The 23,964-nt window shown below is 34.5% G+C and carries 18 protein-coding genes; 5 read left to right on the top strand and 13 right to left on the bottom strand.

Annotated elements, in window-relative coordinates; translation table 11 throughout:
• Positions 1 to 63: 63 nt before the first annotated feature.
• Both ID741_RS18090 and ID741_RS18085 read left to right on the top strand, forming a co-directional pair.
• Positions 64 to 1,236: an AI-2E family transporter gene (locus ID741_RS18090; protein WP_438721072.1), complete on the top strand. Its 1,173-nt coding sequence runs from the start codon at positions 64 to 66 to the stop codon at positions 1,234 to 1,236.
• 258 nt (positions 1,237 to 1,494) lie between these two features.
• Positions 1,495 to 1,872 carry a DUF1694 domain-containing protein gene (locus ID741_RS18085; RefSeq protein WP_438721071.1) on the top strand — a complete coding sequence of 126 codons (378 nt, stop codon included), beginning with the start codon at positions 1,495 to 1,497 and terminating at the stop codon, positions 1,870 to 1,872.
• A 40-nt stretch (positions 1,873 to 1,912) separates the two neighbouring features.
• On the opposite strand, the gene ID741_RS18080 is transcribed toward ID741_RS18085, so the two are convergent.
• The 4 genes from ID741_RS18080 to ID741_RS18065 all read right to left on the bottom strand — a co-directional run bounded on the left by ID741_RS18080 (position 1,913) and on the right by ID741_RS18065 (position 4,919).
• Entirely contained in the window at positions 1,913 to 2,107 is a 195-nt protein-coding gene (locus ID741_RS18080) for a hypothetical protein (RefSeq protein WP_438721070.1), read from the bottom strand.
• A gap of 1 nt (position 2,108) precedes the next feature.
• Positions 2,109 to 2,699: an undecaprenyl-diphosphatase gene (locus ID741_RS18075; RefSeq protein ID WP_438721069.1), complete on the bottom strand. Its 591-nt coding sequence runs from the start codon at positions 2,697 to 2,699 to the stop codon at positions 2,109 to 2,111.
• Between the two features lie 95 nt (positions 2,700 to 2,794).
• Positions 2,795 to 3,487, bottom strand: coding sequence for a response regulator transcription factor (locus ID741_RS18070; protein WP_438721068.1), 693 nt, complete (start codon positions 3,485 to 3,487; stop codon positions 2,795 to 2,797).
• Positions 3,465 to 4,919, bottom strand: a complete 1,455-nt coding sequence (locus tag ID741_RS18065) for a sensor histidine kinase (RefSeq protein ID WP_438721067.1) — start codon at positions 4,917 to 4,919, stop codon at positions 3,465 to 3,467. The genes ID741_RS18070 and ID741_RS18065 overlap by 23 nt, the downstream gene beginning before the upstream one ends.
• A 519-nt stretch (positions 4,920 to 5,438) precedes the next feature.
• On the opposite strand from ID741_RS18065, the gene ID741_RS18060 reads away from it, so the two are divergent.
• From ID741_RS18060 to ID741_RS18050, 3 genes are all read left to right on the top strand, one after another.
• Positions 5,439 to 5,651: a hypothetical protein gene (locus ID741_RS18060; protein ID WP_438721066.1), complete on the top strand. Its 213-nt coding sequence runs from the start codon at positions 5,439 to 5,441 to the stop codon at positions 5,649 to 5,651.
• 238 nt (positions 5,652 to 5,889) lie between these two features.
• Positions 5,890 to 6,375, top strand: coding sequence for a DUF6609 family protein (locus ID741_RS18055; RefSeq protein ID WP_438721064.1), 486 nt, complete (start codon positions 5,890 to 5,892; stop codon positions 6,373 to 6,375).
• Positions 6,376 to 7,514: 1,139 nt separating this feature from the next.
• Positions 7,515 to 8,060, top strand: coding sequence for a GNAT family N-acetyltransferase (locus ID741_RS18050; RefSeq protein WP_438721063.1), 546 nt, complete (start codon positions 7,515 to 7,517; stop codon positions 8,058 to 8,060).
• A gap of 531 nt (positions 8,061 to 8,591) precedes the next feature.
• Here ID741_RS18050 and ID741_RS18045 read toward each other — a convergent pair.
• The 9 genes from ID741_RS18045 to ID741_RS18005 form a co-directional block, all read right to left on the bottom strand.
• Positions 8,592 to 9,938, bottom strand: a complete 1,347-nt coding sequence (locus ID741_RS18045) for a HAMP domain-containing sensor histidine kinase (protein ID WP_218327296.1) — start codon at positions 9,936 to 9,938, stop codon at positions 8,592 to 8,594.
• Entirely contained in the window at positions 9,911 to 10,588 is a 678-nt protein-coding gene (locus ID741_RS18040; RefSeq protein WP_218327297.1) for a response regulator transcription factor, read from the bottom strand. The genes ID741_RS18045 and ID741_RS18040 overlap by 28 nt, the downstream gene beginning before the upstream one ends.
• Positions 10,589 to 10,605: 17 nt before the next feature.
• Positions 10,606 to 11,349 (bottom strand): lantibiotic immunity ABC transporter MutG family permease subunit, encoded by a 744-nt coding sequence (locus tag ID741_RS18035; RefSeq protein ID WP_438721061.1) that lies wholly within the window; start codon positions 11,347 to 11,349, stop codon positions 10,606 to 10,608.
• Complete coding sequence (locus tag ID741_RS18030) at positions 11,346 to 12,074, bottom strand: lantibiotic immunity ABC transporter MutE/EpiE family permease subunit (RefSeq protein ID WP_218327299.1); 729 nt, start codon at positions 12,072 to 12,074, stop codon at positions 11,346 to 11,348. The genes ID741_RS18035 and ID741_RS18030 overlap by 4 nt, the downstream gene beginning before the upstream one ends.
• Before the next feature lie 2 nt (positions 12,075 to 12,076).
• A complete protein-coding gene (locus ID741_RS18025; protein ID WP_218327300.1) occupies positions 12,077 to 12,790 on the bottom strand; it encodes a lantibiotic protection ABC transporter ATP-binding protein in 714 nt (237 codons plus the stop codon).
• Positions 12,791 to 13,166: 376 nt separating this feature from the next.
• Positions 13,167 to 13,757: a DUF805 domain-containing protein gene (locus ID741_RS18020; protein ID WP_218327301.1), complete on the bottom strand. Its 591-nt coding sequence runs from the start codon at positions 13,755 to 13,757 to the stop codon at positions 13,167 to 13,169.
• A gap of 127 nt (positions 13,758 to 13,884) precedes the next feature.
• The gene (locus ID741_RS18015; RefSeq protein WP_218327302.1) at positions 13,885 to 14,610 is read right to left on the bottom strand and encodes a hypothetical protein; all 726 of its coding nucleotides are present in this window, start codon (positions 14,608 to 14,610) and stop codon (positions 13,885 to 13,887) included.
• A 204-nt stretch (positions 14,611 to 14,814) separates the two neighbouring features.
• Complete coding sequence (locus tag ID741_RS18010; RefSeq protein WP_218327303.1) at positions 14,815 to 17,721, bottom strand: MucBP domain-containing protein; 2,907 nt, start codon at positions 17,719 to 17,721, stop codon at positions 14,815 to 14,817.
• A gap of 158 nt (positions 17,722 to 17,879) precedes the next feature.
• Positions 17,880 to 23,936: a Cna B-type domain-containing protein gene (locus tag ID741_RS18005; protein ID WP_438721060.1), complete on the bottom strand. Its 6,057-nt coding sequence runs from the start codon at positions 23,934 to 23,936 to the stop codon at positions 17,880 to 17,882.
• Positions 23,937 to 23,964 lie beyond the last annotated feature (28 nt).

Below are 23,964 nucleotides of genomic sequence, written 5' to 3'. Positions count from 1 at the left end.
ATGCAATCCTTTTACTTTCTTTAGCTTCTATAAAAATTTATAATCTATTTGAGGAGTGATGACATGGAGAAGAAAAAACGCCAGCCTTTAATTGCTTTTTTAGGAGGTAAAACCTCTTATTATATTGTAGGCCTAGTCGTTTTATTAGCATTAGCTATTTTATTACTACAAAAAGTATCTTTTATTTTCCATCCAATTGTAGTTATTTTACAAACTATTTTACCACCGGTGGTCTTTGCCTTGCTGCTGTATTATTTACTAAATCCTTTAGTGGACTTTTTAAATAAGCATGGTGTTCCCCGAACTTTGAGTATTACTTTAACCTATCTAGTTATTTTTGGGTTATTAATATTCGGCGGCTTTCAATTGGTCCCAGTAATCGAAGACCAAAGTCGTGACTTGGCAAATAATTTCCCAAACTTAATCAACGACTTCCAAAAAGCCATCGAAAACATCTTGGCTAATACACCGTTGAAAAACTGGGCGGAACAAGCCTTTGAGTCTGTCGATGAATGGTGGAAAGATATCGCTGGGATTGTCGGTGACAACTGGCAACAAGGCGCCCAAAGCCTCGGCAATATTTTCTCAGCCGTTTCAAGTGTGGCAATTACCCTTTTCACTGGACCGATTATTGCTTTCTTTTTAATCAAGGACCCAAGAAAACTATATCAAGCGGTGATCCAAATTACCCCACCAAAATTCCGTGAAGATACCAAATCCTTAATCAAAATCGCCAACCAACAATTAGGTGCTTTTTTGAAAGGACAAGTGATTGCCTCGTTATTATTAGGCTTAATTTATTGGGGCGTTTTCTTATTAATCGGCATGGAATATTCTACCGTCCTAGCTTTAGCAGCCGGTATTTTAAGTATCATTCCATATGTTGGCGCCTTTTTAGCTTTCATTCCAGGATTATTTATCGCCTTCCAAATCTCAACTTTTATGGTGGTAAAATTCGTGATTGCCTGGTTTGCTGTTCAATTATTACACGGCGACTTAGTGGTGCCACGGGTGATGGGCGATCGTTTGAAGATCCATCCAGTCACTATTCTTGTGGTGTTACTAGTGATGGGCGACCTATTAGGTGTGGTCGGAGTAATCTTCGGGATTCCGATTTATTCAATGGTCAAATTAGTCGTCGTCTTTGTATTCCGCAAGTTTAAGCAACGCTACAATCGTTATTTTGGTGATGAGGGCGAATATCAAGAGACGAAGTTTTCGGAAGAGGATTATTAAAAATAGTTAGAAAAACTTTCTTAAATGAAGGTTTTTCTTTTTTTGGTAAACTATTTTCACAGTTTGTTATTTAAGTTAATCACTTAGTAAATTATTGAACCCTTTTTTATAGCATTTCCATTGTGAACGATCGACTTATAGAATAATAAAAAGACGTTATATTTTTAATTAATCAACTTTTTCACTCCTCCTCCCCTTGACCTTCCCTCAAAGGGAGCCTTTAGAATCCTATTACACTAGTAAAAGGAGTGGATGATGATGCTGAAAAAAATCACAAAATATATTGCAATGATGCAAGATAAAGCTAAAAATCCTTTAACTGAAGAGGAATTGTTGTTAGGTACTAAAAAAAATAGAATCATCAACTTTTTCACTTCAAAAGATTTACACAAAAATTTGGATCATACCTTATCCCACGTAAAAGAAAAACTTGGGAAAATCAAAGGTAGCTTGATTATTAACGGAAATCTGCCTCAACCTATTATCAATCAATTAATGAATCTTGCTTTGAAAACCAAGAATCATTTCTCCGTTGTGGTCTATGATGGTTATCGATTATGGAAATCTAAAAAGCTCGAAGGTTCCCATTCATTGGCGTTAATTGTGGTCAAAAAAAATGAACGCACATCTGTATAATCAGATGTGCGTATGCTTATATCTACTACTATATAACCGATTAAAAATCCCAAAAAACAATGCCCTCTTTCTTCACAATAATCACAATCGATTGTTGCACTTCTCCCTTTAAAAAAGCTTCTTCACGATTAAGGACGGGTTTTAAATTTTCTGTCGCGGCTGTTTTATCTGAAAATACAAAGACATAATAATTTTTATGGGCAATTTTTTGAGCTAGTTTTTGTGATAGTTTCATTTTAATGTCTCCTTTGAGAAAATTTTGGCAACAGAAAATGACTGATTTTATGATTAATTAAATCAAGCCAAGCGCTTTTTTGATTCAACCATAAAATACAACCGCTGCTGACAAAACCAATCAACCCACCAGCAACTACATCGATTGGGTAATGAACCCCCACCCAGATGCGCGCAACCCCTACAAGGATCGCCGAAATCAAATACAAACTGCGATACTTACTTTGGCTAGTGAGAAATAAAAGACTCATGATCGAAAAAAATAGGAGACTATGATCGCTAGGGAAAGCATTATCCACCGCATGATTAACCAATTGATGAACACCTGTCAAATGAACGAAAGGTTGCGGATGATTATATAAAAGTCCAGCAATCTTTCCTAATAATTCTGCAAAAACAAAAGAAAGTCCGGCTAAAAAAATTCGCTGACGATTATTTATCAACTGCTTCGAGAAAAAACAGCGATATAAAATGAAAAGAATTAACAAAATCGGGGAAAAATTGGCGGCAATAATAAAAAACCAATCAATCACCTGCACTTGTCCGGCAAAATGATTGATTGCATAAAATAGGTTGTTATTGAGTTGATTCATTGGCTCACTTCTTTCTTTTATTGTCTTACATAAGATAAGAAAGAAAAGTAAATTCGATGACACGATTTGTTAAACAAAAGATAAACTCTTTTAAACTACGGCATAAATCGATAGCCTGCACCCCAAACGGTTTGAATATGTTGTGGCTCAGATGGATTTTTTTCAATTTTTTCTCGCAGCCGGTTAATATGAACTGCCACTGTACGAATATCGCCAAAAGCATCCATTCCCCAAATCCGCTCATAAATCGCTTCTTTACTAAAAACATGTTCAGGATTCTCCATCAGAAACAACAATAATTCAAATTCTTTATGTTTTAATTGGGCCACTTCTCCAGCGACTGTAACCTTCATGGTATCAGGGCTAATCTCGATTTCACCAAATTGAAGAATTTTACTAGTATTTTTTTCTCCTTTGGCTTTCAAACGCTCAGCTTGTGCCAAATTTGATTTGACGCGAGCAACCAATTCCGATGGCGAAAAAGGTTTACTGATATAATCGTCAGCACCCAAACCTAAGCCCCGCAATTTATCTAGCTCATCCCCTTTGGCTGTTACTAAAAGAATCGGCACCATGACCTTATCACGAATCCGCTTCATAATTTCGATGCCATCCATTCCCGGCAACATAACATCTAGTAACAATAAATCATATTCATTGGATAAAGCTTTTTTTAAACCTTGATGCCCATCTGTCACAATCTCGGTTTCAAAGCCGTTAATTTCTAGAAAATCCTGTTCAATTGTAGCGATAGCTTCGTCATCTTCAATAATTAATATTTTCGTCATAAATCTCCTCCGATACTAGCGGGAATGTCAGTTCAATCGTCAATCCACCACTCTGTCGATTTTTGGCAATAATCTTTCCAGCTTGGGCTTCAATCATTCTTTTGGCGATCGCTAAACCAAGCCCACTGCCCTTTTCTGGTTCAGTTCGCGCCTTATCTCCACGATAAAAAACTTCAAATAAATTTTCTAGCTGGGCTTGAGGCACGCCGGGACCATTGTCGCTAAAAGTAATCACCGCCTGATTTCCGACGATATATTGATTAATAACCATTTGATTATCTGTTTGATTACCATATTTTATTGTATTTTCCAAAATATTGATAAAGACATTTCGGGTCTGTTCTTGATCAATTTCCACATAAGCATTCGCAGTGCTAACTTCTAAGGTCATCGTTAAATGGCGCTCGCGATATTCATCTTGCACACTTGTAACAAATTGACTGATAAATGCACCTAAATTTACAGTTTTTAAATGTAACGGAATTTCTCCGATATCAATTTTTGAAAATAGAAAAAGCTGTTCCACTAGATGATTCAGTTCATCAGTCTTTTGAGAAATAGTCGCTAAATACCGACTTTTTTTAACTGGCGTCTGAGCAACACCCGCCTGTAATCCCTCTACATAAGCTTTTATCGCTGTCAATGGCGTCCGCAAATCATGGGAAATACCAGCAATCAGCTCTTTCCGATTTTCACTATTTTTTTCTTGCTCCGCCACCATGCGTTCAATCTGACCAGCCATCTGGTTAAAACTTTCCACCACTGGATAAAATTCGTCTTGATTTTGATAATCCACGCGCCAATCCAAATTTCCATCTCGTAACTGTTTTACTCCCGAAGTTAATCGATCCAAGGCCTCATTGATGGGCTTGTAAATAAAACGAATCATCATAATATTCGTAAAAATAATTGCGCTCACCGCAAAAATTCCGCAAACTACCGCCACAAAAATAATCAAACTTTTGTTGTCCACCAACGTCTCTTCAATCATAATATGATAATTATCATTAACGGCAATGAGGGTTTCATCCCCTAGTTGAAATTTCACTAACAATAAATTATCCTGTGATTGAGAATTAGGCGCATCACTTGCAATCATGGCTTGTGGCATCTCCTGATTGGAAAAGCTACCAATTTTCTGAATCAATTCCCCTTGCCGATTATAAAGAAAAGTCGTCAGGTGCTCACTATCATATTCCTCTCGTAATTCTTTCACTTCTGCCGCCACATCAGTCGAAGGTTTCTTTTGCAGCTGTTCAATACCCTCATGAAAATAGGCAAATTTTTCGTTGGAACGATACTGGCGGAAAAAGTCAGAGCCAAAGCTTTCATTAAACGCTAAAATCAATGCTCCCAAAACCGCTAATGTCACCACAATTGGCATGACAATCATCAAAATATTCGAAATAAATAACCTTCTTTGAATCGTCAAATATAGCCCTCCTGATGACACTTAATATTATCTATACTATAGGGTAAGGAAAATAGCATAGCAACTTTTTTATGCAGCATTCGGCTAAAAATAGCCTACCGAAAATCTTTTTATCTTACGTTTTTAATGAAGCATAAGTAAACCTCATTTATTCTATGACCTCAAAAAAACTGCTATTCAACTTCATCCGTCACCATGGTAGGGTTTTGCTATCCTAGATCCTATCTAAAAAATCTTGCGATAGAAAACTGTAAAATTGTTTAACTTAAATTCGTTAAACTTAAATCTCTTATTGATATAACAAACAAATTGATGTTTTTTTAGAAAAATCATAAATATTATTAATAATTAATCAACTCCTCCTTATAATAAACACTAAAAAACAAAGAATTTATCAAATAATCAAAAAATCTACCTAACAAGCGTTAAAATGTTTTTTAATAACTATTCATATTTAACAAAATATATCATATAATAACAATACAGAAAATAACAGGCAAAATAATAAGGGGGATACATATGTTAACAATCAACTTAAAAGTAGGTACTTATATCGAGCTAAAAAATTTTGAAAAGGTCGTAATCCATTCGGAAAATGATGCAAAAGAAGTTTCTAATTCAAATTTTGAGCAATTCAAACTCAATTCACAAGTTAGCTATAATTTTTTTAGTGATTTACAAATTTCAATTCAAGGAAGAGAAATCATGTTCCTAGAATATCAAAATGTATAAAAATGGTATACTAGCTTTTTTGAAATTGTTTTAGCGTACAATACGTCCAATCATTTTTCAGATTGATCAACTAGTCACTTTTTTGTGGCTGGTTTTTTTGTTATTTTTTTCCACAGTAGATTGAGTCTATAGATAAACTGGCCCCCTCAATTGCACTAACTGTACCAATAGCAGCTGAAAATTTGCATTTTAGGATATGATATAATGAAGTAAAGTTACTGTATAAAGGAGCTGTGCTATGCAAGTTGTTGGTTTATTTTTAATTGTGATCGGTCTAGGGATGATTGCTTTTGATTTTACTTACTACAAAACAAAAAACCTAAATGGCTCTTGGATCAGTTTTGGTATTTTGTATACGATAGGTATCTTAGGGGTATTGAATAACGATGCGCTAAAACAAGCATTAAATGTTGATACTGGAAAAAGCTTTTTTAGCATCTGGTCAATAATTATTTTAGTGGTTGGTATTGCCGCTGCTTATTTCTATTTTCAAATTTTATCAAACAAAGGAGATAAAAAATTAATCATAGGAATCTTGACTGCCGTAGCCATCCACTTTATTCCGTTTTTTTCCATCTACGCTTATATTTTGTCAGCAGCGTTATTAATAAATTGTTTTATCTCATTTAAAAAAAAAGAAATCTCAATATATTCTACGGTTGCCATAGATGCCGGAATCAAAATGATTATGGGACTACTTTTATTCATGCAAATATTTAACTAATCTTTCAGTTTTTTATTCGTTGAAAGCCTTTTGGTGTTTAATAAGCATTGTTGATTAAAGTAAAAAAATAACCACTTATTTCAGCATTTTATTCTCAAAAAAACAAATAACCAGAAATAGTAACTCTTTAATTCGATCGTCTTTATTGTCAGTTAGATGTATTTTGCGCAAACTAACAGTCTGAAACTTTGAGGAGGAGAACCTATGGGCACCTTTAGTTTTTTAATTTTTAAAAGCTATGTCATTCTTATTGCTGTAGGATACTGTTTATTGCTAGGCCTGACCTCTTACAGGACCAAATTATTTAAACCCGTTCTTATTTTAGCTAGTGTAAGTCAAATAATTTTTTTAATCTACTATTTAAAAACTGGCACCTACCTTCTCAATCACAGTGCTTCACTTACTTTGTATAATGAATTTTATTTTTATATCGAATGCTCCTGGTACTTCTTTTCAATCTTCCTACTCCTCACTATTTTTTTCAGATTACTGTTTAGCAAAACCTTTAAAGAGCAAAGTACAATGATAAAATCTCTCTTGGTAATATTCATCGCATTTTTTTCGTTTATTATGGTTAAATACGGCTTGTTTATGTATATATTACTGTATTATGGATTTGCTCCGTAGAAGGGTTGTAGATTGACCAATCAATATTTGATAAATACTTTGATTTTAAGCTGGCCACTCTATTGATACCAGACTGATTTTAATTAGCTATATTTTATATATCTAGGAGCAGTTTGCTATTAGTAAACTAGTTATAATTGGTCTACGATTTTTTATTCCAGTCATCCTAAAAAAGATACGACTTACTAACATCTAAAATATTACCATCATTTATCCAAAATAATACTGACTACACTATTCAAAAGAGAAAGATAAGGAAAATAAAGTATCTACTTCCAAATATCTTCCTCCATTTTATATTGTTTTTCTTTTACTTCTATTGATCGTCTCCATCACCTCTTCATTTTACTTTTATCAATCTGCTATAAAAAAGTGTTAAAAAATTTGATAGAATCTATGAAAATTATTTCCGGATAGTTACTAGCAACACCCTATCCATTTGACTGATATAGTCGCTAATATTTCAACATGCTATAATCAAATAAATCTTAAATTTAAGGTGGGGAAATCATATGATTTTAGAAACGGAGCGCTTAATTTTACGTCCTTGGTCAAATCATGATGCAGAGGCATTATTCGAGCTGGCATCTAATGAAAAAGTTGGGCCTATTACTGGTTGGCCGCCACATACCAGTGTTGAAAATAGTTTAGAGATAATAAAAAATGTGTTTTCTAAAGAACATGACTTTGCGATTTGTCTAAAAGAACAGCCTGAAAAAGTAATTGGTTCGATTGGAATCATTTTAAATCAAACAAGCGAACGACGCTCTTTTATGGGTAAAAAAGATGCAGAAATCGGCTACTGGCTGGGTTTTCCTTATTGGGGAAAAAGTTTCATGCCTGAGGCTGCAAAACGGGTGATTCAATATTGTTTTAATGATCTCGGTATGGAAAATGTTTGGGCCGGTATATTCATTGAAAATAATAATTCCAAAAGAGTAGTAGAAAAATTAGGCTTTGAATATGTCTTACAGCTTGATAATGTAGACATACCCTTGCTAAACGAAGTAAAAACTGAACTTTTTTTTAAATTAACAAAGAATGATTGGCAGTTTTAACTAAGGAAAGCAGTGTGAAAAATAATTTTTGCATCATCTACCTATCAATTTAAAATTTGCTGCTTTTTTTATATCATCTTTACTTTGCCTCAGTGGCTAGGGAGTTTTATTGAAGTATTCGCGAAAATCGCAATAGATACTATAAAATATATTTTATTAATTGTTGGTGTTGTTATTGTGACTGTCCTTTTGATTTATACTTTAGTAAACAAGCCAAAAAGAAGAAGTAACAAGTTTCAATATTTTACGAACATTCATTATTTTTATCTGACCGTTAAAAGCGTATAATATTAATAAAATTCAGAAAGTTGGTAAAAAATGAATAAAAAAGAGTTGTTTAAAAAGGCTTTTCTTGGTTTTTTTTTGTTAGTATTAGGTTATTTAGTAGCCATTTTTATTTCAAGAGTGATCTTAAATAGATAATATCCAAAAAGTTTACTTAGCTATCTTTAAATAGATGGCTTTTTTTTTTTATCTGTCAGCACTCTTCAACAAACCGTATGTTTTTCTTCTTAATCAATGGCTTCAATATTAACTCTCAATAACTAAAGTTACCCTTGCCCCACCATTTTTATTTTCTATATTAATTTTACCACCATGGTCTTCTGCAACTTTTTTAGCTAAAGCTAATCCAATGCCATAATTGACATTCGTTGAGCGACTCTGATCCTGTTGCCAAAACATCTCCGTAGCATGTTTCAGTCCTTCATCTGAAAAACCTGGACCAGTATCTTCAAACACAAAATTTATATAGTTGTCTTCTTTGGTGACAGAAATTTTTATTTCTCCTACTGTAGAATAATTTATGGCATTTTCTCCAAGAGTGATTAAAGCTCTGACAAGATTAAATACATCAGCAAATATTTTTAATCCTTCTGGAAAGGAATAAGTAATCAATAAATTTTTTTGTTTAGCTAAAGGACGTAAAATTTCATCGATTTCCTTTAGTAACGCTTTGACTGACATTTCAGTTTTTTCTTTCATCTGTAAATCAAAGTTGGATACTTGTTGTAGCACTTGAAGATAGTGCTGCGCTCGCTGGCTTGATTCAAAAATTGCTCGGACCGATTCTTTTTGCGGTGCTGTTAGCTCGTCTTCTAATAATAACTCTGAATTTCCGCTGATAATTGTCAGTGGTGTTTTAATATCATGGCTTAATGCTGCTAAATCTTGTTTTTGCTGCTGCTGTGCTTGCCACTGTTGAACCAATGAATTTTTAAGTGTTTGCCGCATTTCTTCCATAGAATTCAAGCTACTATCAAACTCTTTAATACCACTTTTCATTTTTATTGGTGAATCTAAATCTTGCCGTGCAACCTGCTGGCTGGCTTGATTAATTAATGAAATCTTGCTACTTAAATTTTTACTCGCAAAGCGAATGATAAATACAGAATACAGAACTAATAATAGCAAAGTGATTCCAAAGAAAAGAAACTCCGGCCTTGGTAAACATCTCCGTAACCAAACGTTAGTAAAAAGTGCTTGGTACTGCCAAACAAATAAAGAATAGCTGCCATCTGAAAATTTTAGATAAGCACCGTTAGAGTAATCTTGATTGAGGTTTTCATAACGTTTTTTTACATCTGTTAACTCTTTATTTTGCAAAGATGAAGAAACTACCTCTCCTTCAGCGTTGAAATAGATATAATTAAAATAGCTAGTATCAAAATTAGTCGAGAAATGTCCTTGTGCTGTTAAATCTTCAATGGTATTTCGTGCTGCCGTTTCTCCAATATTAGACGGTGCAATAAAATTTGTTTGTAGCATCACTAAAAATGTAGCTACTATCAGAAGGATGATTAAAAATGTCCCTCCAAATGCCATAAATAAAATGCGTGTCACATAATTGGTCAAACCAATGGATTGTTTTTTTGCCATTTATAGCCAATCCCCCAGACTGTTTGAATTGGTGCTAACTGATACTTTTTTAACTTGCTGCGGATATTTTTGATATGCTCAACAATGACGGTTTCATCTGAAACACCATCTAAACCGAATACAGCTTCATAGATTTGTTCCTTTGAAAAGACCTGTTCGGCATGCTCCAGTAAATAAACACAAATCGCATACTCAGACTTAGTAAATGAAATCATTTCTGACTGGAAATAAAACTGTTTGGCTTCTAAATCAACGGTTAGCTCTCCACTACGTAAAACATGATGATGTTCTCGCTTCTCCCTTCTTAAATGAGAAGCAACCCGGGCCCGTAACTCACCAATTGAAAAAGGCTTTTCGATATAATCATCGGCGCCAATACCTAAGCCATGAATCAAATCTTGCTCAGCTGTTTTTGCTGTTACAAAAAGGATAGGCACATCCACTTGCTGCCGAATTCTTTCTAAATAACTAAAGCCATCTTCTTCAGGCATCATCACATCAAGTAAAATCAAATCGGCAAACTTTGCTTTTGCAAGAGTGACTTCAGAAGGATTTTCAGCCGTCTCAACTTGATATCCTTGTCGCTCAAGTGCCGTTTTCATTAATTTTAAGATTTGTGGATCATCATCAATCATCAAAATTCTTGTCATCATTTCCTCCCAAAAAACTATTCTTCGTTCGTACGACCTTCCCAGCTTCTCATGATGGCAAAGAGAATGACACCCATCAAGACTGTTATAACTAATATTAGCAAAATAATGAGGGGAAAAGGAATAAATTTCAGTAGTACATCACCGGTAAAATCAGTTCCCATTAACCGAATCAGCCTCATTCCCCAGGCACTAGAGACAACAATCCAGAGAATCTCTCCTAAACTGGTCATCATTAAAGCTGCTAATAAAAATTCTAATGCGGCTACTCCAAAACTGACATGCTCCCCCAATTTAAGACATAAGCTCATATGCAAAAAATACTGGAAAATACTACAGCCAAAGACAAAAAGAAATAACTGACCCACCTGAAAAAAAGAAAATTGATAGCTTGCTACTAACAAAAAATTTAGCAAATGATAACCAAAGACTGCAATAAAACAAGCCAACAAACCACCTATCAACAAATAAAAGAGCTTAGATAATAAAGCACTACTACGAGACCTCGCACTCAGTAGAAAAAATCCTCCACCAGCTTCAATTTCTTGATTTATGACAATATTTGTTAGCCACGCAGCGACAATAGGATAGACTAAAGACAATACCTGACAAAAACTAATCATCATTAAATTACCGCTATGTTGAGCTATTACTTGATAACTAAAGAAAATGAAGATCCCTAGTAAAGGAATCAGTAAATGTAGCAGAAAAAAAGGAGTTTTTCTTATTTTAAAAAAATCAGCAAGCAAATTATCAATCATTTTTCTCTACTCCAATCAAATGATTTAGTTGTAAACCATGCACTGAAAATGAACAAGAAAATAGTAATAATAACCCCTGGAAGTATAACGCTTGTATTCCAAAGTGGACTATTTGCTGAAAGTGGCACACCATTAGGATTGATGCCAATAATTGGTGTCATTAATCTAGGTGGAATGGCAAAAGGAATATACCATAACTGCCCACCGGCAATATCTTGAAAAGAGCAAACGGTATTTGCTGCAATCAGACACAAAAATGCTGCTGTTGAATTGAATTTTGTGACTAACCACATCCCTAGCGGTACTTGCCATGCCCAAGTGATTGTCAAAAGTAAACCTGCTAATAGTCCCCCCCAGATTGGATATTGTGAACCAAAAAGCAGTCCAGAAATGGTTGAAAATCCAAACAGCATGACATTCATCAAAAAGAGATACGTAAAGCCAGTAATTATCTTTGAAACCCAAATTTTCTGACTTGAGATGGGTAACGTTTTTAGATTGATAAATCCCATCCGTTTTTCACTGTTAATTAAACTAATTACTAAAAAAGCAACGGCTGCTGGTAAAAGTAGGATATACCACCAATTATAAGCCGCAATTTGTGATAACTGACCGCTCATTAAAAAAACTGCAAAAAGTATGGCTACCATTGGAAAAATTATCATCGAACGTCTTCCAAAACTACGACGACCTTTTATATATTCTGCTTGGATTAATTGTTTCATTTTTAAAAACCTCCGACTTCAGTATATGTTTTGGCAATCTCTAAGAATAATTCTTCCAATGCTTGCGTATTCTTTGGTAAATCCCCTTGATAACCCAATCTTCCGTTTGAAATAATGCCAATTTTATCAACAGTTTGTTCAATTTCCGATAAGATATGGCTAGATAGAATAACTGTGATACCTTTTTCAGGGAACGAGCGAATCAACTGTCTAAAGTCTTGAATACCAATGGGATCCAAACCATTTGTCGGCTCATCTAAAATCAGTAGTTTGGGATTATTTAATAATGCCAAGGCAATTCCTAACCGCTGTTTCATGCCCATTGAAAATTGTCGTGCCTTTTTCTTACCTGTATCAGTCAACTGCACAATTTTTAATACCTCTTCAATGCGTTCTTTAGGTAATCCCAGTGTCACTGTTCGCACTAACAAATTTTCTTTAGCCGTTAAGTTTCCATATAAGGGTGGAGACTCGATCAAAGCACCAATCTCACTTAAATCTTTTCGTTTCCAAGATTGGTTCTGATAAAGAATTTCTCCCTTCGTCGGGGCTACAATTCCAGTCAGCATTTTTAAAGTAGTTGATTTACCCGCACCATTTGCTCCCAAAAGACCATATACACTATTTTTAGGCACCTTAATGGCTAAATCTGATACAACATTTTGATGATGATAAGACTTTGTTAGTCCCCTAGTTTCTAATAGAAGTTCATTCATGATATCGCTCCTCCTTTTGATAGCTTTATCATAGGAAAAAATTATCAGGAAACTATAAGGAAATATACATGGTAGCTCATGGATCACGAAGTTCTATTCTCTGGTATTTGTGGCTGTTGAAAAATGAAATTAGATTCCAGCACAACTTCACAAGATAAACAAAAAAACTACGATCAACTGAAATAAAAGTTAATCGTAGGGAATGTTCATTTATTATTTGTACTGGAGAAATCCGTCGTTTTTGGTCTACTCATTTCTCAACGCGTATACTATTAATAGAATTCTAATAGAAGCATACCTATAATGAACAGCTCCATTTTTATTTTATAAAGAAAAAAACAGATAACCTATAATGGTATCTGTCTTTATCAAATAATTATTTCTCAGAAAAAATTGATGTTAGTACCGAATTTTTACTAGTAGTAGCAAACATATCTGAGGGTAAAAAAGCACTAATGGTTATAAATATAGATAATAACATTGTAAAGAAGGTAAGCAATGGTGATCCAGAAAGGTTTAAAGTTGTTAAAGGTGTAGTAACGTCTGAATAGCTACTATATGCTGACGCCATGCTAGTTACTGAATTTAACACAGTTGAGTATAAATTCATCCCCCAAGTATAACTAAGGGCATAATATACAATAAATAAAACTAAAATTGTCTTACTTTTCAAGCCTGTATCTCTTAATCTTCTTACTGATAAAGCAATGGAAGGAATGATGATTGCTAAAGTAAATAGTACAATTATAAATAACATAAAGCCATTGATAGGTGATTCATAGTATTCTCTGTTGCTGGAAGATATCCCAGTAATTATAGTTAAAATGACATAAATAACTAAAATTCCTAGCATTGCAAACCAATATCCTCTACGTGTAGACCGTCCTCTAAAATCAGCATAACCTTTGAAAAAATCGCTCATGGCCTGAGGGAAAGATACTTTCCCTTGTTCTAATATTCTTTTCATAATAATCCCCTTTTAAATATTGTATTTTACAAAAAAATTAATCTACTTAAATTTGATCCAAGTTTAATTGGCATAATAAAAAGTGTTACCTTAGGTATACCCATAGGTAACACTTCTCATAAATATATTATTCTGATTCAGGTACTTCTACAGATTCTTCTAATGTAACTAAAGCATCTGCTAATTTGTTCAATTGGTCCTGTAATTCATCTTGAGTAGCCTTAGTATTATCTAACACTGCTTGAGACTCTGCTACAACTGCTTTAAAATCTGCATAATCAGTTGGATCATAATCCGCTTCTTCTAAAGAGTTAGCATACTCAATCAAATCTCCAAGCTGTTTTGCATATGATACAGCATAAAATTGAACGTCTTCGTTAATCCAACCAGATTTCACTAAACCATCATGTTCAGATTTACTTAATGTGAACATATGGGCACCGGCAGCTAGTGCATTTTTATTATAGCTTCGGTAAACTGGAGCGGTTGTGTCTGCAGAACTTAGGAATGATTCACCTTCTTGAACCCATCCTTGTTTACTTAACCAATCATATTCTACGATACTCTTGGTATAGAAATGGTCTCCAGCGTTAGGGTTGTATAGACGGTAAACTTTTTCTCCTTCAGTTGGTGTCAACCAGGCAAGGTCTTCTTGAACCCATCCCTGATCTTCTAACCAGCTGTATTCATCAAGACTTGCTGTAAAGAAATGTTCTCCTGAATTAGGATTATAGACACGATATAATTCTTTTTCTGTTTCTGGTGCTGGGGAAGTTGCCTCCGCATTTGTACTCAGCATAAAGGCTGCACCCATACCAACAAGCAATGTAGCTCCTAAAATAATTTTCTTCATGAAATTCCTCCTTAAAATAAATAATTGTCACTTTATTTATTATAACAAAGAAATCGTTTTTATGTTGATAAATTTGAAAATATTTTATCATTAATGATTTAAATCAATGAATATTGATAGATATATCAGCATAATTAAACACTATGAAATAAAAATCATTTATATAGAAACAACCTTTTTTGGTTTTTTATATTAGTTTTCTATTTATCTAGGTGTATAGAAGGCAATGCCTTCATCTCTCCAACCTAAACTAATCAACCAATCTGCTTCTGAACGAACCTTAGTATACATATGTGATCCAGGTCCAGTTGCATTAGGATTAAATACTCGGTATACAGGATCTCCTTCTTCTTTAGTAACCATATAGAAACCAATGCCTTCTTGCTTCCATCCTGCAGCCCCAACACTATTGTATTCAGTTACATCAGTTGTATAGAAATGTTCTCCTGAATTGGGATTATACAAACGGTATACTTTAGTCGCACTTTTATGAGTTGGCACGACACTTTGAAAGGCAATACCTTCTGGCGTCCATTTATATGTTTGAATCCAATCATATTCTTTTTTACTAGTCGTAAATAAGTGGTCTCCGTCATTTGAATTATATGCTCTATATACAGGAATCAATTCATCTTTCGGAATACTATTACTCTTATATACAAAGGTAACGACTTTAACATTTGATGTGTATTGACCAGTAGGTTCTCCAACAACTTCAATCATTGTATAGTTATCAATATTTAATTGAGTCGCTGCATAGTCAGAACCAATTGCACCACGGAGCATTTCATTTTCTCTTAAAGTTTTACCTTCAGAGTCTTGATACTGAACAACTACTACTCCTTCTTGAAGAGGATTATCATCTGTTAACAAGTGATAAGAAAGTTTAATTGTTTGTGCTTCTTCGTTCAGTAATAGTCCACTAAGAGGAGCGTATCCATCATCTGTAATAACACCATTAAATCCGTACTCAGGTACATAAATAATTGGTGCATCATAACGTTCACCGTATTTACCAGTTATCGTTTCATCCGCATGGATTTTTTTAATAGGATTACCATTTACATCGTACTCCCAATACTCAACAGTTATTTTTCCAGGAACAATTTCTGAGTAGATATAGGTTACTTCCTGAGATTCATTCGTAAAGGTTCCTGTTGTATTACCAACAACTTCTTTAAATTTATAACCAAAAACTTCTTGTTGCGTTGTTGTATATGATTCTCCTATTGGACCAGTTAAAATAATATCCTCAGATATTGTTTTACCTTGTTCATCTACATAGTGAGCAGTTACGCTTGCACCAGCCGCTGGTGTCCAAACTGCATATAAAGTAGCTCCTTCAGAAACAATTGTAGTTTGATTGCCAGCTTTTAAATTGTCATCTGGTTTCGTGGCACTTGGATCAGTAGACCATCCTAAGAAATCATAATTTTCTCTACTTGCATTTAAATCTGATTGTCCATTAATTATATTAACTTTTTGAGTATTATTTCCTACTTGATAATAAGTAGTAGGTTGTTTTTCTCCGTAATAAGTTGAGCCATCATATTTATCAGGTAAATTATCGAAATTAAATTTACCTCCATTACTATCATATTTCAACCAAGAAATTTCAACAGACCCAATGTCTGAAGGTTCTATTCTAGGAATATTTCTTTGATCTACAGGTAAGCTAGTCCCATCTTTAACTTTAGCATCTGCTAGAAGTTCTGGTGCAATTGGAATAGTTGGAACTGTTTCTCTGGTATTCGAACTTCCTGCACTGATAGTAGAATTATCTGGGACAAGACCATATGGAATATTTCCAAAAACTTGTTTTCCATCTTTTACAATGTCCCCTGTTGCTCCTGTCGCATCATAACCGATATTATTTCCTTTATCAGTCGATTTTACAGAAGAAGATGCAATGGAGTTTAGTGTTTCTGTTCCAGTAGAATAACCATTTACATTATCCACCAAGATATTGTTTGTAAAATTTCCTCCAGCACCATTAAAAAACGGCGCTCCGGCAAAACCAATAGCTCCTCCAGAAGTTACTGATTTGTTTGCAGCAAATGTGTTAGAAATAAAGTCAACCATAGTTTTTCTACTGGTACTTCTACCACCGTTTTGATAAATCTGAATTGCCCCGCCACTTTGAGTTACGCCACTGCTTGCAGAACCATTTGACTTATTATCATAAAAAGTATTGTTCTGGAAAAGGATCCCAGAAGTAACGCCATCAGTGGAAGTCGAACCATTCGCTTGTATTAGAATGGCTCCTCCGTTATCTCCGGCAACGTTAGAATCAAATGTGTTAGAATCGAAATCTATTTTGATTCCTTGCATTACATTGAAAAATGCGATCGCACCACCATCGGCTAGTGTTTGAACACCGGTCATAGAAGAAGCATTTTCCACAGCTTTATTTTCTTTAAAGTAATTATTCTTAAATTCAAAAGAAGCAGAAGTTGAAGGAGCATAAAACCACATTGCTCCACCCTCGCCACCAACAGCTCCTGTACCAAGAGCTAAAGTTTCATTATTGAAAAATTTAGAATTTTCAACTACTAATTTACTAGAAAATTGTTTTCCAGCAATAGCTCCACCACCATATCCAGGTGCATTTGTCGTATTATTTTCAAATGTGCTATCTACAATAGACGTATTCCCGCCAATATTCATAGCTCCACCATCAGAAGGATTATGGAAGTCTCCAACATAGACATTATCTAAATTGAAATCGCCTTTATAACCACTGGTATTTATTGCTTTACCAGAAGAGTTATTTCCTTGAAGAATCATGTTTTTAAGTGTTACAGAGCCAGCAGTACTAGAGCTCCCTCCAGAATATGAAAACATTAGAGTGCTTCCATCTGAAGTTAAGGTTTTATTTTGCCCATCAATTATAATTGGATAACTGGTATTTTCTTTCAAATCAATTGTTTTCGATATTGTTTGAGGAAAGTTGGAATCTAAAGTAATCGTTCTAGCTTGTGTCGCAGTATTAACTTGTGTGATTAAATCATCAACTGTTGATACTTGTACTGTATCTGCGAGCACTCCTTTACCAATAAATAATGTTAAAAAGACGAGTAGTCCATTTAACCAGAAAAACTTTTTGTTCATATTTAAATCCCCTTTTTTGATTGATAGTACTTCTTTCTTAAATAAAAGAAGTACTATCCTTTTAGAATCTACTGTATAAATTATTTTGATTGAACCCTAAAGATCATTTATTTTTGCTATCAATAGATCATGTATTGCAATGATAATTTCTATAATATTTATCTATTTAGTTTTCTTAATTTTCTTATGAAAAAAAGAACAACCGCCATCAATACAATTAATGTTCCTAAAATAGAAAATAAATAATTATAGTTCTCACCTGTATTAGGGAGTATTTTACTTAAAAAGCTCTTGCCAGAACTAGTGGGATTATTCGTAGTCGTTATTACTTTTGGTGTATGAGAGTTGGTAATAATGATGTTCCCTTTATCAGAATCATCAATAACTGTCGTATATCCAGGCACATCATCGATTTCTTTCACTGTGTAAGTAATATCTTTCCCATCTCTTCTTTGGTCTAAGTCTTTCCAAGTAGTTGTCCATTTGTTCCCACTATTTAGCTCTTCAGGATTACCGGTTTTCACACCATCCGCATAAAGTTGTACAGAGATTTTATCTGGTCTTAAACCATCTTGATCATTCTTATCATTCCAAGCTTTAGTAACAGTTACACTGGTTTTTCCTGGTGTATAACTATTGGTAATATCAGTACCTGTTACTGTTGGTGTATAGTCAGTCACTGTATCTTCGGTGATGGTGTAAAGAATCTTGCTACCGTCTTTGTACTTATCTATGTTAGCGAAGGAGTACTTCCAGTCCTCTTTTGCAGAGACTGTTTTTGAATCTACTTTTGTCCCATTAGCTAACAAGTTCACCTTGATTGATTCTGGACGCTTGCCATCTTGATCATTAGCATCATCCCAAGTTTTCGCACCTTCGACAGTTGTTTTCTCAGGCGTGTGTGAATTGGTAATGATGACATTCCCTTTATCAGTGTCGTCAACAGCAGTTGTGTACCCTGTAACTGTTCCTTCTTCTTTCACAGTGTAAGAAACATCTTTCTTATTTTGCTTTTGAGCTAAATCAACCCAAGTAGTTGTCCAGTTGTTATCACTATTTAACTCTTCAGGGGCACCAGATTTCACACCATCCGCATAAAGCTGAACAGAGATTTTTTCTGGTCTTAAACCATCTTGATCATTGTTATCATCCCAAGCCTTAGTAACAGTTACACTGGTTTTTCCTGGTGTATAACTATTGGTAATATCACCACCCGTTACTTTTGGCGTATAGTCTGTCACTGTATCCTCAGTAATTGTGTAAGAAATTGCTTTACCGTCTTTATACTTGTCTAAATTAGTAAAAGAGTACTTCCAATCTTCCGTTGCAGAAACTGTTTTTGAATCTTTTTTTGTTCCATCTGCTAACAAGTTTACGACGATTGATTCTGGACGTTTACCATCTTGATCATTAGCATCATCCCAAGTCTTCGTACCTTCGACAGTTGTTTTCTCAGGCGTGTGTGAATTGGTAATGATGACGTTCCCTTTATCAGTGTCGTCAACAGCAGTTGTGTACCCTGTAACTGTTCCCTCTTCTTTCACAGTGTAAGAAACATCTTTCTTATTTTGCTTTTGAGCTAAATCAGCCCAAGTAGTTGTCCAGTTGTTTCCACTAAATAACTCTTCAGGAGCACCAGATTTCACACCATCCGCATAAAGCTGAACAGAGATTTTTTCTGGTCTTAAACCGTCTTGATCATTATTGTCATCCCAAGCCTTAGTAACAGTTACACTAGTTTTTCCTGGTGTGTAGCTGTTAGTTATATTTGCTCCTGTAATTTTGGTTGTGTAGTCAGTTACTGTATCTTCAGTAATTGTGTAAGAAATTGCTTTACCATCTTTGTACTTATCTAAGTTAGTAAAAGAGTATTTCCAATCTTCCGTTGCAGAAACTGTTTTTGAATCTATTTTTGTTCCATCTGCTAACAAGTTCACATTGATTGATTCTGGACGTTTGCCATCTTGATCATTAGCATCATCCCAAGTCTTCGTACCTTCGACGGTCGTTTTCTCAGGCGTGTGTGTGTTAGTAAGGTTAGTCCCTGTTACTGTCGGTGTATAATCAGCCACAGCTTCTTCGTTAATTGTGTAAGAAATCTCGGTTCCATCATCTTTGTATATTTCTAAATCAGAAAAAGAGTATTTCCAACCATTTGCCTCAGAGACTGTTTTTGAATCCACTTTTTTTCCGTCAGCCAGTAAATTTACTGTGATTGAATTTGGACGTTTACCATCTTGATCATTGGCGTCATCCCATGATTTAGTTCCCTCAATGGTCGTCTTGTCTAATTTATTAGTAATTTCATAACGGTAAGTATTTTTTTCGTTAGGATCACTCTTATCCGTCTGAGTCATAGTATAGCCACTTGGTACGTCTTTTTCGTTCACAGTATATTTATTTTCCACTGCTTTTGCATTAGACATATGATATTTTTCTAAGCCTTTAATTTCCAGCGTTTCCCAAGTACCATCTGTTGATTTAACGATTTCATATGGATCAGTTGAGCCATCTTGATTAAATGCTTTGCCATCTTTTTTCAACTCAACTACGATATTTTCTGGACGTTTGGAAGTATTCCCGCCGTCTTCCCAGATTTTTGTTACATAAAGGTCTACAGTTTCAATAAGACCTAGATCCCAGTTCTCACTTCTTTGTCCATCATTTACATGGAACTCTGCAGTTACATATGGCGCATCTATCCCTTGAGAAGTGGTATCGCTCCGATCATCAAATTTCATGCTACTACCATTGACAGTTCGCTTATATGATGCCGGCATTTCTTTTAGTCCAACTACATAATCTCCTGAAGTTAAATCGGGACCAGAAAATTCATAGTATCCATTGTTATCTGTGACAGTTGCTTTTACAAAAGCATAGGTGCCATCTGCTTCCTTTTTATACAAATTCATCGTTGTACCTTCTGGGTACGTATCTTCTATACTAGTCTGCCAGATACCATTTATAGCAGTGTCTAGCCAAACATTTCCCGATATAGCTACACTATTATTTGCACTTGATTTATCTACATATCCACCATCAACGTTATCTACCTTAATTATATTTTCAGGTGTAAGATCGATAGTATCCGTAATACCTAGATAACCACCTTTTTTATCTGATAGCCAAGGAGCATAATCGTAAATGACACTTTTATCACTCATGGGTTTCATATCATTCACGTTATTATCATTTAATTCCAGATTTTTAGTTAGATCCCAACCAGCATCATAGCGATCATTTTGCATAATCACACGATACTTACCTGCAAATAATTGAGTGAATTCATAATATCCATTTACGTCTGTAGTAGTTTGATCAATAATATCATTGTTCTCATTTACTAAATAAACTGGATAATTAGGAATAACTGGTTCACTATCATTTCTGATCCCATCCCAATTACTATCTTCCCATGCATATCCGTTCAGACTTTTAACAGCATCATTCCCAACCATCAGACCTGCTTTTCTTGGTTCAGTCACTGCTATATTAAATTTATTATTTCCAGACTTATAATATCCGCCTAGTGCCACACTAGCCCATAAAGATTCTGTATTTGTGGTAATTTCTGGGACATGATAATCCATATAAACTTTTATGCCCTCACCAATACCAAGGCCACTTTTCTTAACAATTTTTATCGCTCTATAATCATCCGTTAATTCAGTCGCTCCATCCCAAGGTTCCCATGTAGAATTAGAAGAATACCCTGAAACACCGGTATTTTTTAAATCTTTTTTATTATTAGCAGCGGTGGCGTCTTTAGAAACATATATTTCATATTCATCAAAATTGACTCCAGAAATGCCGGATCCATCATCGATCGATAAACCTTTTAGATAACCTGAAATAGTACTGTTTTTAGAGACATCATTAGTTGTGACAGTGTCGTTTTTGTAAGGCAACATACTGATTAACTCTGTTTGATTTGTGGGATTTGTTCCGATATTTTCAGCACTTAACCGGAATATTACATTTTTTCCTCCACTTTGATTTACTAATGAATTTACAAACGAAAAGTCTTCTTCATTTGTTCCACCAGTACTTACTTTAATTTCACTTGAAAATTTTAAAGAAGAGTCAAAAGTAGCCCATTGTTGAATAGCAACAGCATAGTTTGCCCATGGCATTCCTGTAGCTCCTCGCCATCCAACTCCTGCCACATATTTTTGATTTGGATTATTAGATCCTAAAAAAGCTGTAAAATCAACAGCTGAACCTGTTCTACTCGTTGGTTCAATGTCTCTAATGATCACTTGATATTTCGAATCATATGTTGTAGCCGGCATAGATTCGTTAATACTAATTTTGACTAAATTATACCCACCATCACTAGGAATAATTTCAACCGTTGGTTTTGTTTTAAAAACACCATCTTCGTATCCTTTTATGGTTACTTTTTCAGGATCAATGTTTAAAGTGTTAGGATATTTAACATATACAACAGGGTCTTCTATGGCTATATTGCCACCTGCCCATCCAACATTTGCCGGTGTATTTTTATAGGAAAATGTATCTCCTGCAGCAAATGTATTTTGAGAAGTTACTGAATCTTTGTTGTAAAATGGTTGTCCCCAACCTTCCCAGCCTGGATAAGCTCCCTGTACTTCTGGGATATAAACGGTTGTAGCATCGTACTCTTTGTTAATTTCTACATAGCTATCTCCGTCTAAATACTCTCCAGAAAACTTGGCAGTGTTAACAATATTATTATTTGTACTTAAAGTAGTGTCCGTAATATTTTCTGTTGTTTTTCCATTTAATTTGAAAATCACATCTCCACTGTTAGCTGGAATAACCTTACTTCCACCATAAGAAAGATCTAATTTTACCAATGTAACATATTCATCACTTGCTAAATTTAATGAAGAAACAGTCACGGAACCATTTTTACTAGGGTCACCAACCACTTGCCATGAACTATTTTTATTGGTTTGATAAGAGAATTGACTATCTATATTGTTTAATGTCGAATTCCAATTAAAGTCAGTGTAATTATATCCTTTAAAAAAATCTGTCTCTTTATATGGATCGTCTATGATGACCATGTTTTTTGTTTCAGAACCAGATGTATAATTAACTGAATACTCAATTGATTGATCTGCTTTTTTATAAATTTCTTCGGTTGCAGTCTTTCCTAAGACTCCAGCACCTTTATATAGTGTTTGTTTTTCTTTAATGGTACCTGCTTCAGTAAATTCTTCACCGTTGTATCTTGTGCCTGTAAAAGTAGCTTTTATTTCATAATTCTTCTCATTAACACCATCAGGAAGATCTCCATCCTTTAGCTTCGGATAATTGTAATCAATCGTTAGACCTGAAAAATTCGATGTATCTACATCAAATGGAGATACATCTAGTAATATATACTTAGTTCCATCTGGATTAGCTTTTACAGTTGATAAATCAATATTTTGTCCTTTGAAATTTAGCCCATTTAAGACAATATCTGCCGGAAAATCAACTTTCAATTTACCGTTAGCTACATTTAGCCCACCTTCTTTTAATTCTGGTGTCAAATTGATTTGAGCTGAATGTGGTATATAAGCCTTGAATGTACTAACTTGGTCAATAATATTCATGTATACCGGTTTTGCAGTATTATACGGAGAAACCTCTGGTATACTTGCCGCATCTGCATCATCTGCATTATCTCCGGTAAAAGTAACCTGGCCTGATAAAATTTCTGAAGGCAAACTTACACCCTCTTTAAATTTTACAGGGATCTTAACATCGTAATTCCCACCGGCCTGAAATTCTGCAAATCTAATGACAATATTATTTCCTTCTATTGAACAAGTGTATTCACCATTAGGATCTGTTGGTAAAGTCCCTGCCTCAAGTTTATCTGAAGAAGATAGTGGTATCGTTGCAACCGCATTATATACAGTATTGTCCGTTCCGTAAGACATTCCACCAAAAGTTAATATAAGATTGAAATAATCTCCTGAAGGAGGATTATTTTTATCAACAGCAACATCAACTCCTAATTTAGCAATCTTATCGGTTCTCGTTATACTTGGGTTCACCGTTTGATCAGCTTTCTCAATAGGGGGAATTGATTGTTCAGTTTGAACTTCATTGTTTTCTATATTTGGAACCTCTTCTGCAAAGGCTGCCCCAAAAGATGAGAATTGAGAAAACATTATCACAATCAACATAAATACATTGATTACTTTATTAAATATTTTTTCTTTACGTATTTTCTTCACAATACTCTCCTTAAAAATTATCCATATA

This window comes from Enterococcus sp. AZ103, from assembly GCF_051714685.1.
In the GTDB taxonomy this organism is placed as follows: Bacteria; Bacillota; Bacilli; order Lactobacillales; family Enterococcaceae; genus Enterococcus_A; species Enterococcus_A alishanensis.
The sequence above is the reverse complement of the archived record's forward strand: the minus strand, read 5'-3'. Positions and strand labels throughout refer to the sequence as shown.

What these genes read in the sequence shown, in the direction of transcription:
- ID741_RS18075 (WP_438721069.1), bottom strand. Translation starts at nt 2,699, where the DNA reads ATGAATCAACTCAATAACAACCTATTTTATGCAATCAATCATTTTGCC.
- ID741_RS18015 (WP_218327302.1), bottom strand. Translation starts at nt 14,610, where the DNA reads ATGAAGAAAATTATTTTAGGAGCTACATTGCTTGTTGGTATGGGTGCA.
- ID741_RS18020 (WP_218327301.1), bottom strand. Translation starts at nt 13,757, where the DNA reads ATGAAAAGAATATTAGAACAAGGGAAAGTATCTTTCCCTCAGGCCATG.
- ID741_RS18045 (WP_218327296.1), bottom strand. Translation starts at nt 9,938, where the DNA reads ATGGCAAAAAAACAATCCATTGGTTTGACCAATTATGTGACACGCATT.
- ID741_RS18030 (WP_218327299.1), bottom strand. Translation starts at nt 12,074, where the DNA reads ATGAAACAATTAATCCAAGCAGAATATATAAAAGGTCGTCGTAGTTTT.
- ID741_RS18025 (WP_218327300.1), bottom strand. Translation starts at nt 12,790, where the DNA reads ATGAATGAACTTCTATTAGAAACTAGGGGACTAACAAAGTCTTATCAT.
- ID741_RS18080 (WP_438721070.1), bottom strand. Translation starts at nt 2,107, where the DNA reads ATGAAACTATCACAAAAACTAGCTCAAAAAATTGCCCATAAAAATTAT.
- ID741_RS18060 (WP_438721066.1), top strand. Translation starts at nt 5,439, where the DNA reads ATGTTAACAATCAACTTAAAAGTAGGTACTTATATCGAGCTAAAAAAT.
- ID741_RS18090 (WP_438721072.1), top strand. Translation starts at nt 64, where the DNA reads ATGGAGAAGAAAAAACGCCAGCCTTTAATTGCTTTTTTAGGAGGTAAA.
- ID741_RS18070 (WP_438721068.1), bottom strand. Translation starts at nt 3,487, where the DNA reads ATGACGAAAATATTAATTATTGAAGATGACGAAGCTATCGCTACAATT.
- ID741_RS18050 (WP_438721063.1), top strand. Translation starts at nt 7,515, where the DNA reads ATGATTTTAGAAACGGAGCGCTTAATTTTACGTCCTTGGTCAAATCAT.
- ID741_RS18010 (WP_218327303.1), bottom strand. Translation starts at nt 17,721, where the DNA reads ATGAACAAAAAGTTTTTCTGGTTAAATGGACTACTCGTCTTTTTAACA.
- ID741_RS18035 (WP_438721061.1), bottom strand. Translation starts at nt 11,349, where the DNA reads ATGATTGATAATTTGCTTGCTGATTTTTTTAAAATAAGAAAAACTCCT.
- ID741_RS18040 (WP_218327297.1), bottom strand. Translation starts at nt 10,588, where the DNA reads ATGACAAGAATTTTGATGATTGATGATGATCCACAAATCTTAAAATTA.
- ID741_RS18085 (WP_438721071.1), top strand. Translation starts at nt 1,495, where the DNA reads ATGCTGAAAAAAATCACAAAATATATTGCAATGATGCAAGATAAAGCT.
- ID741_RS18055 (WP_438721064.1), top strand. Translation starts at nt 5,890, where the DNA reads ATGCAAGTTGTTGGTTTATTTTTAATTGTGATCGGTCTAGGGATGATT.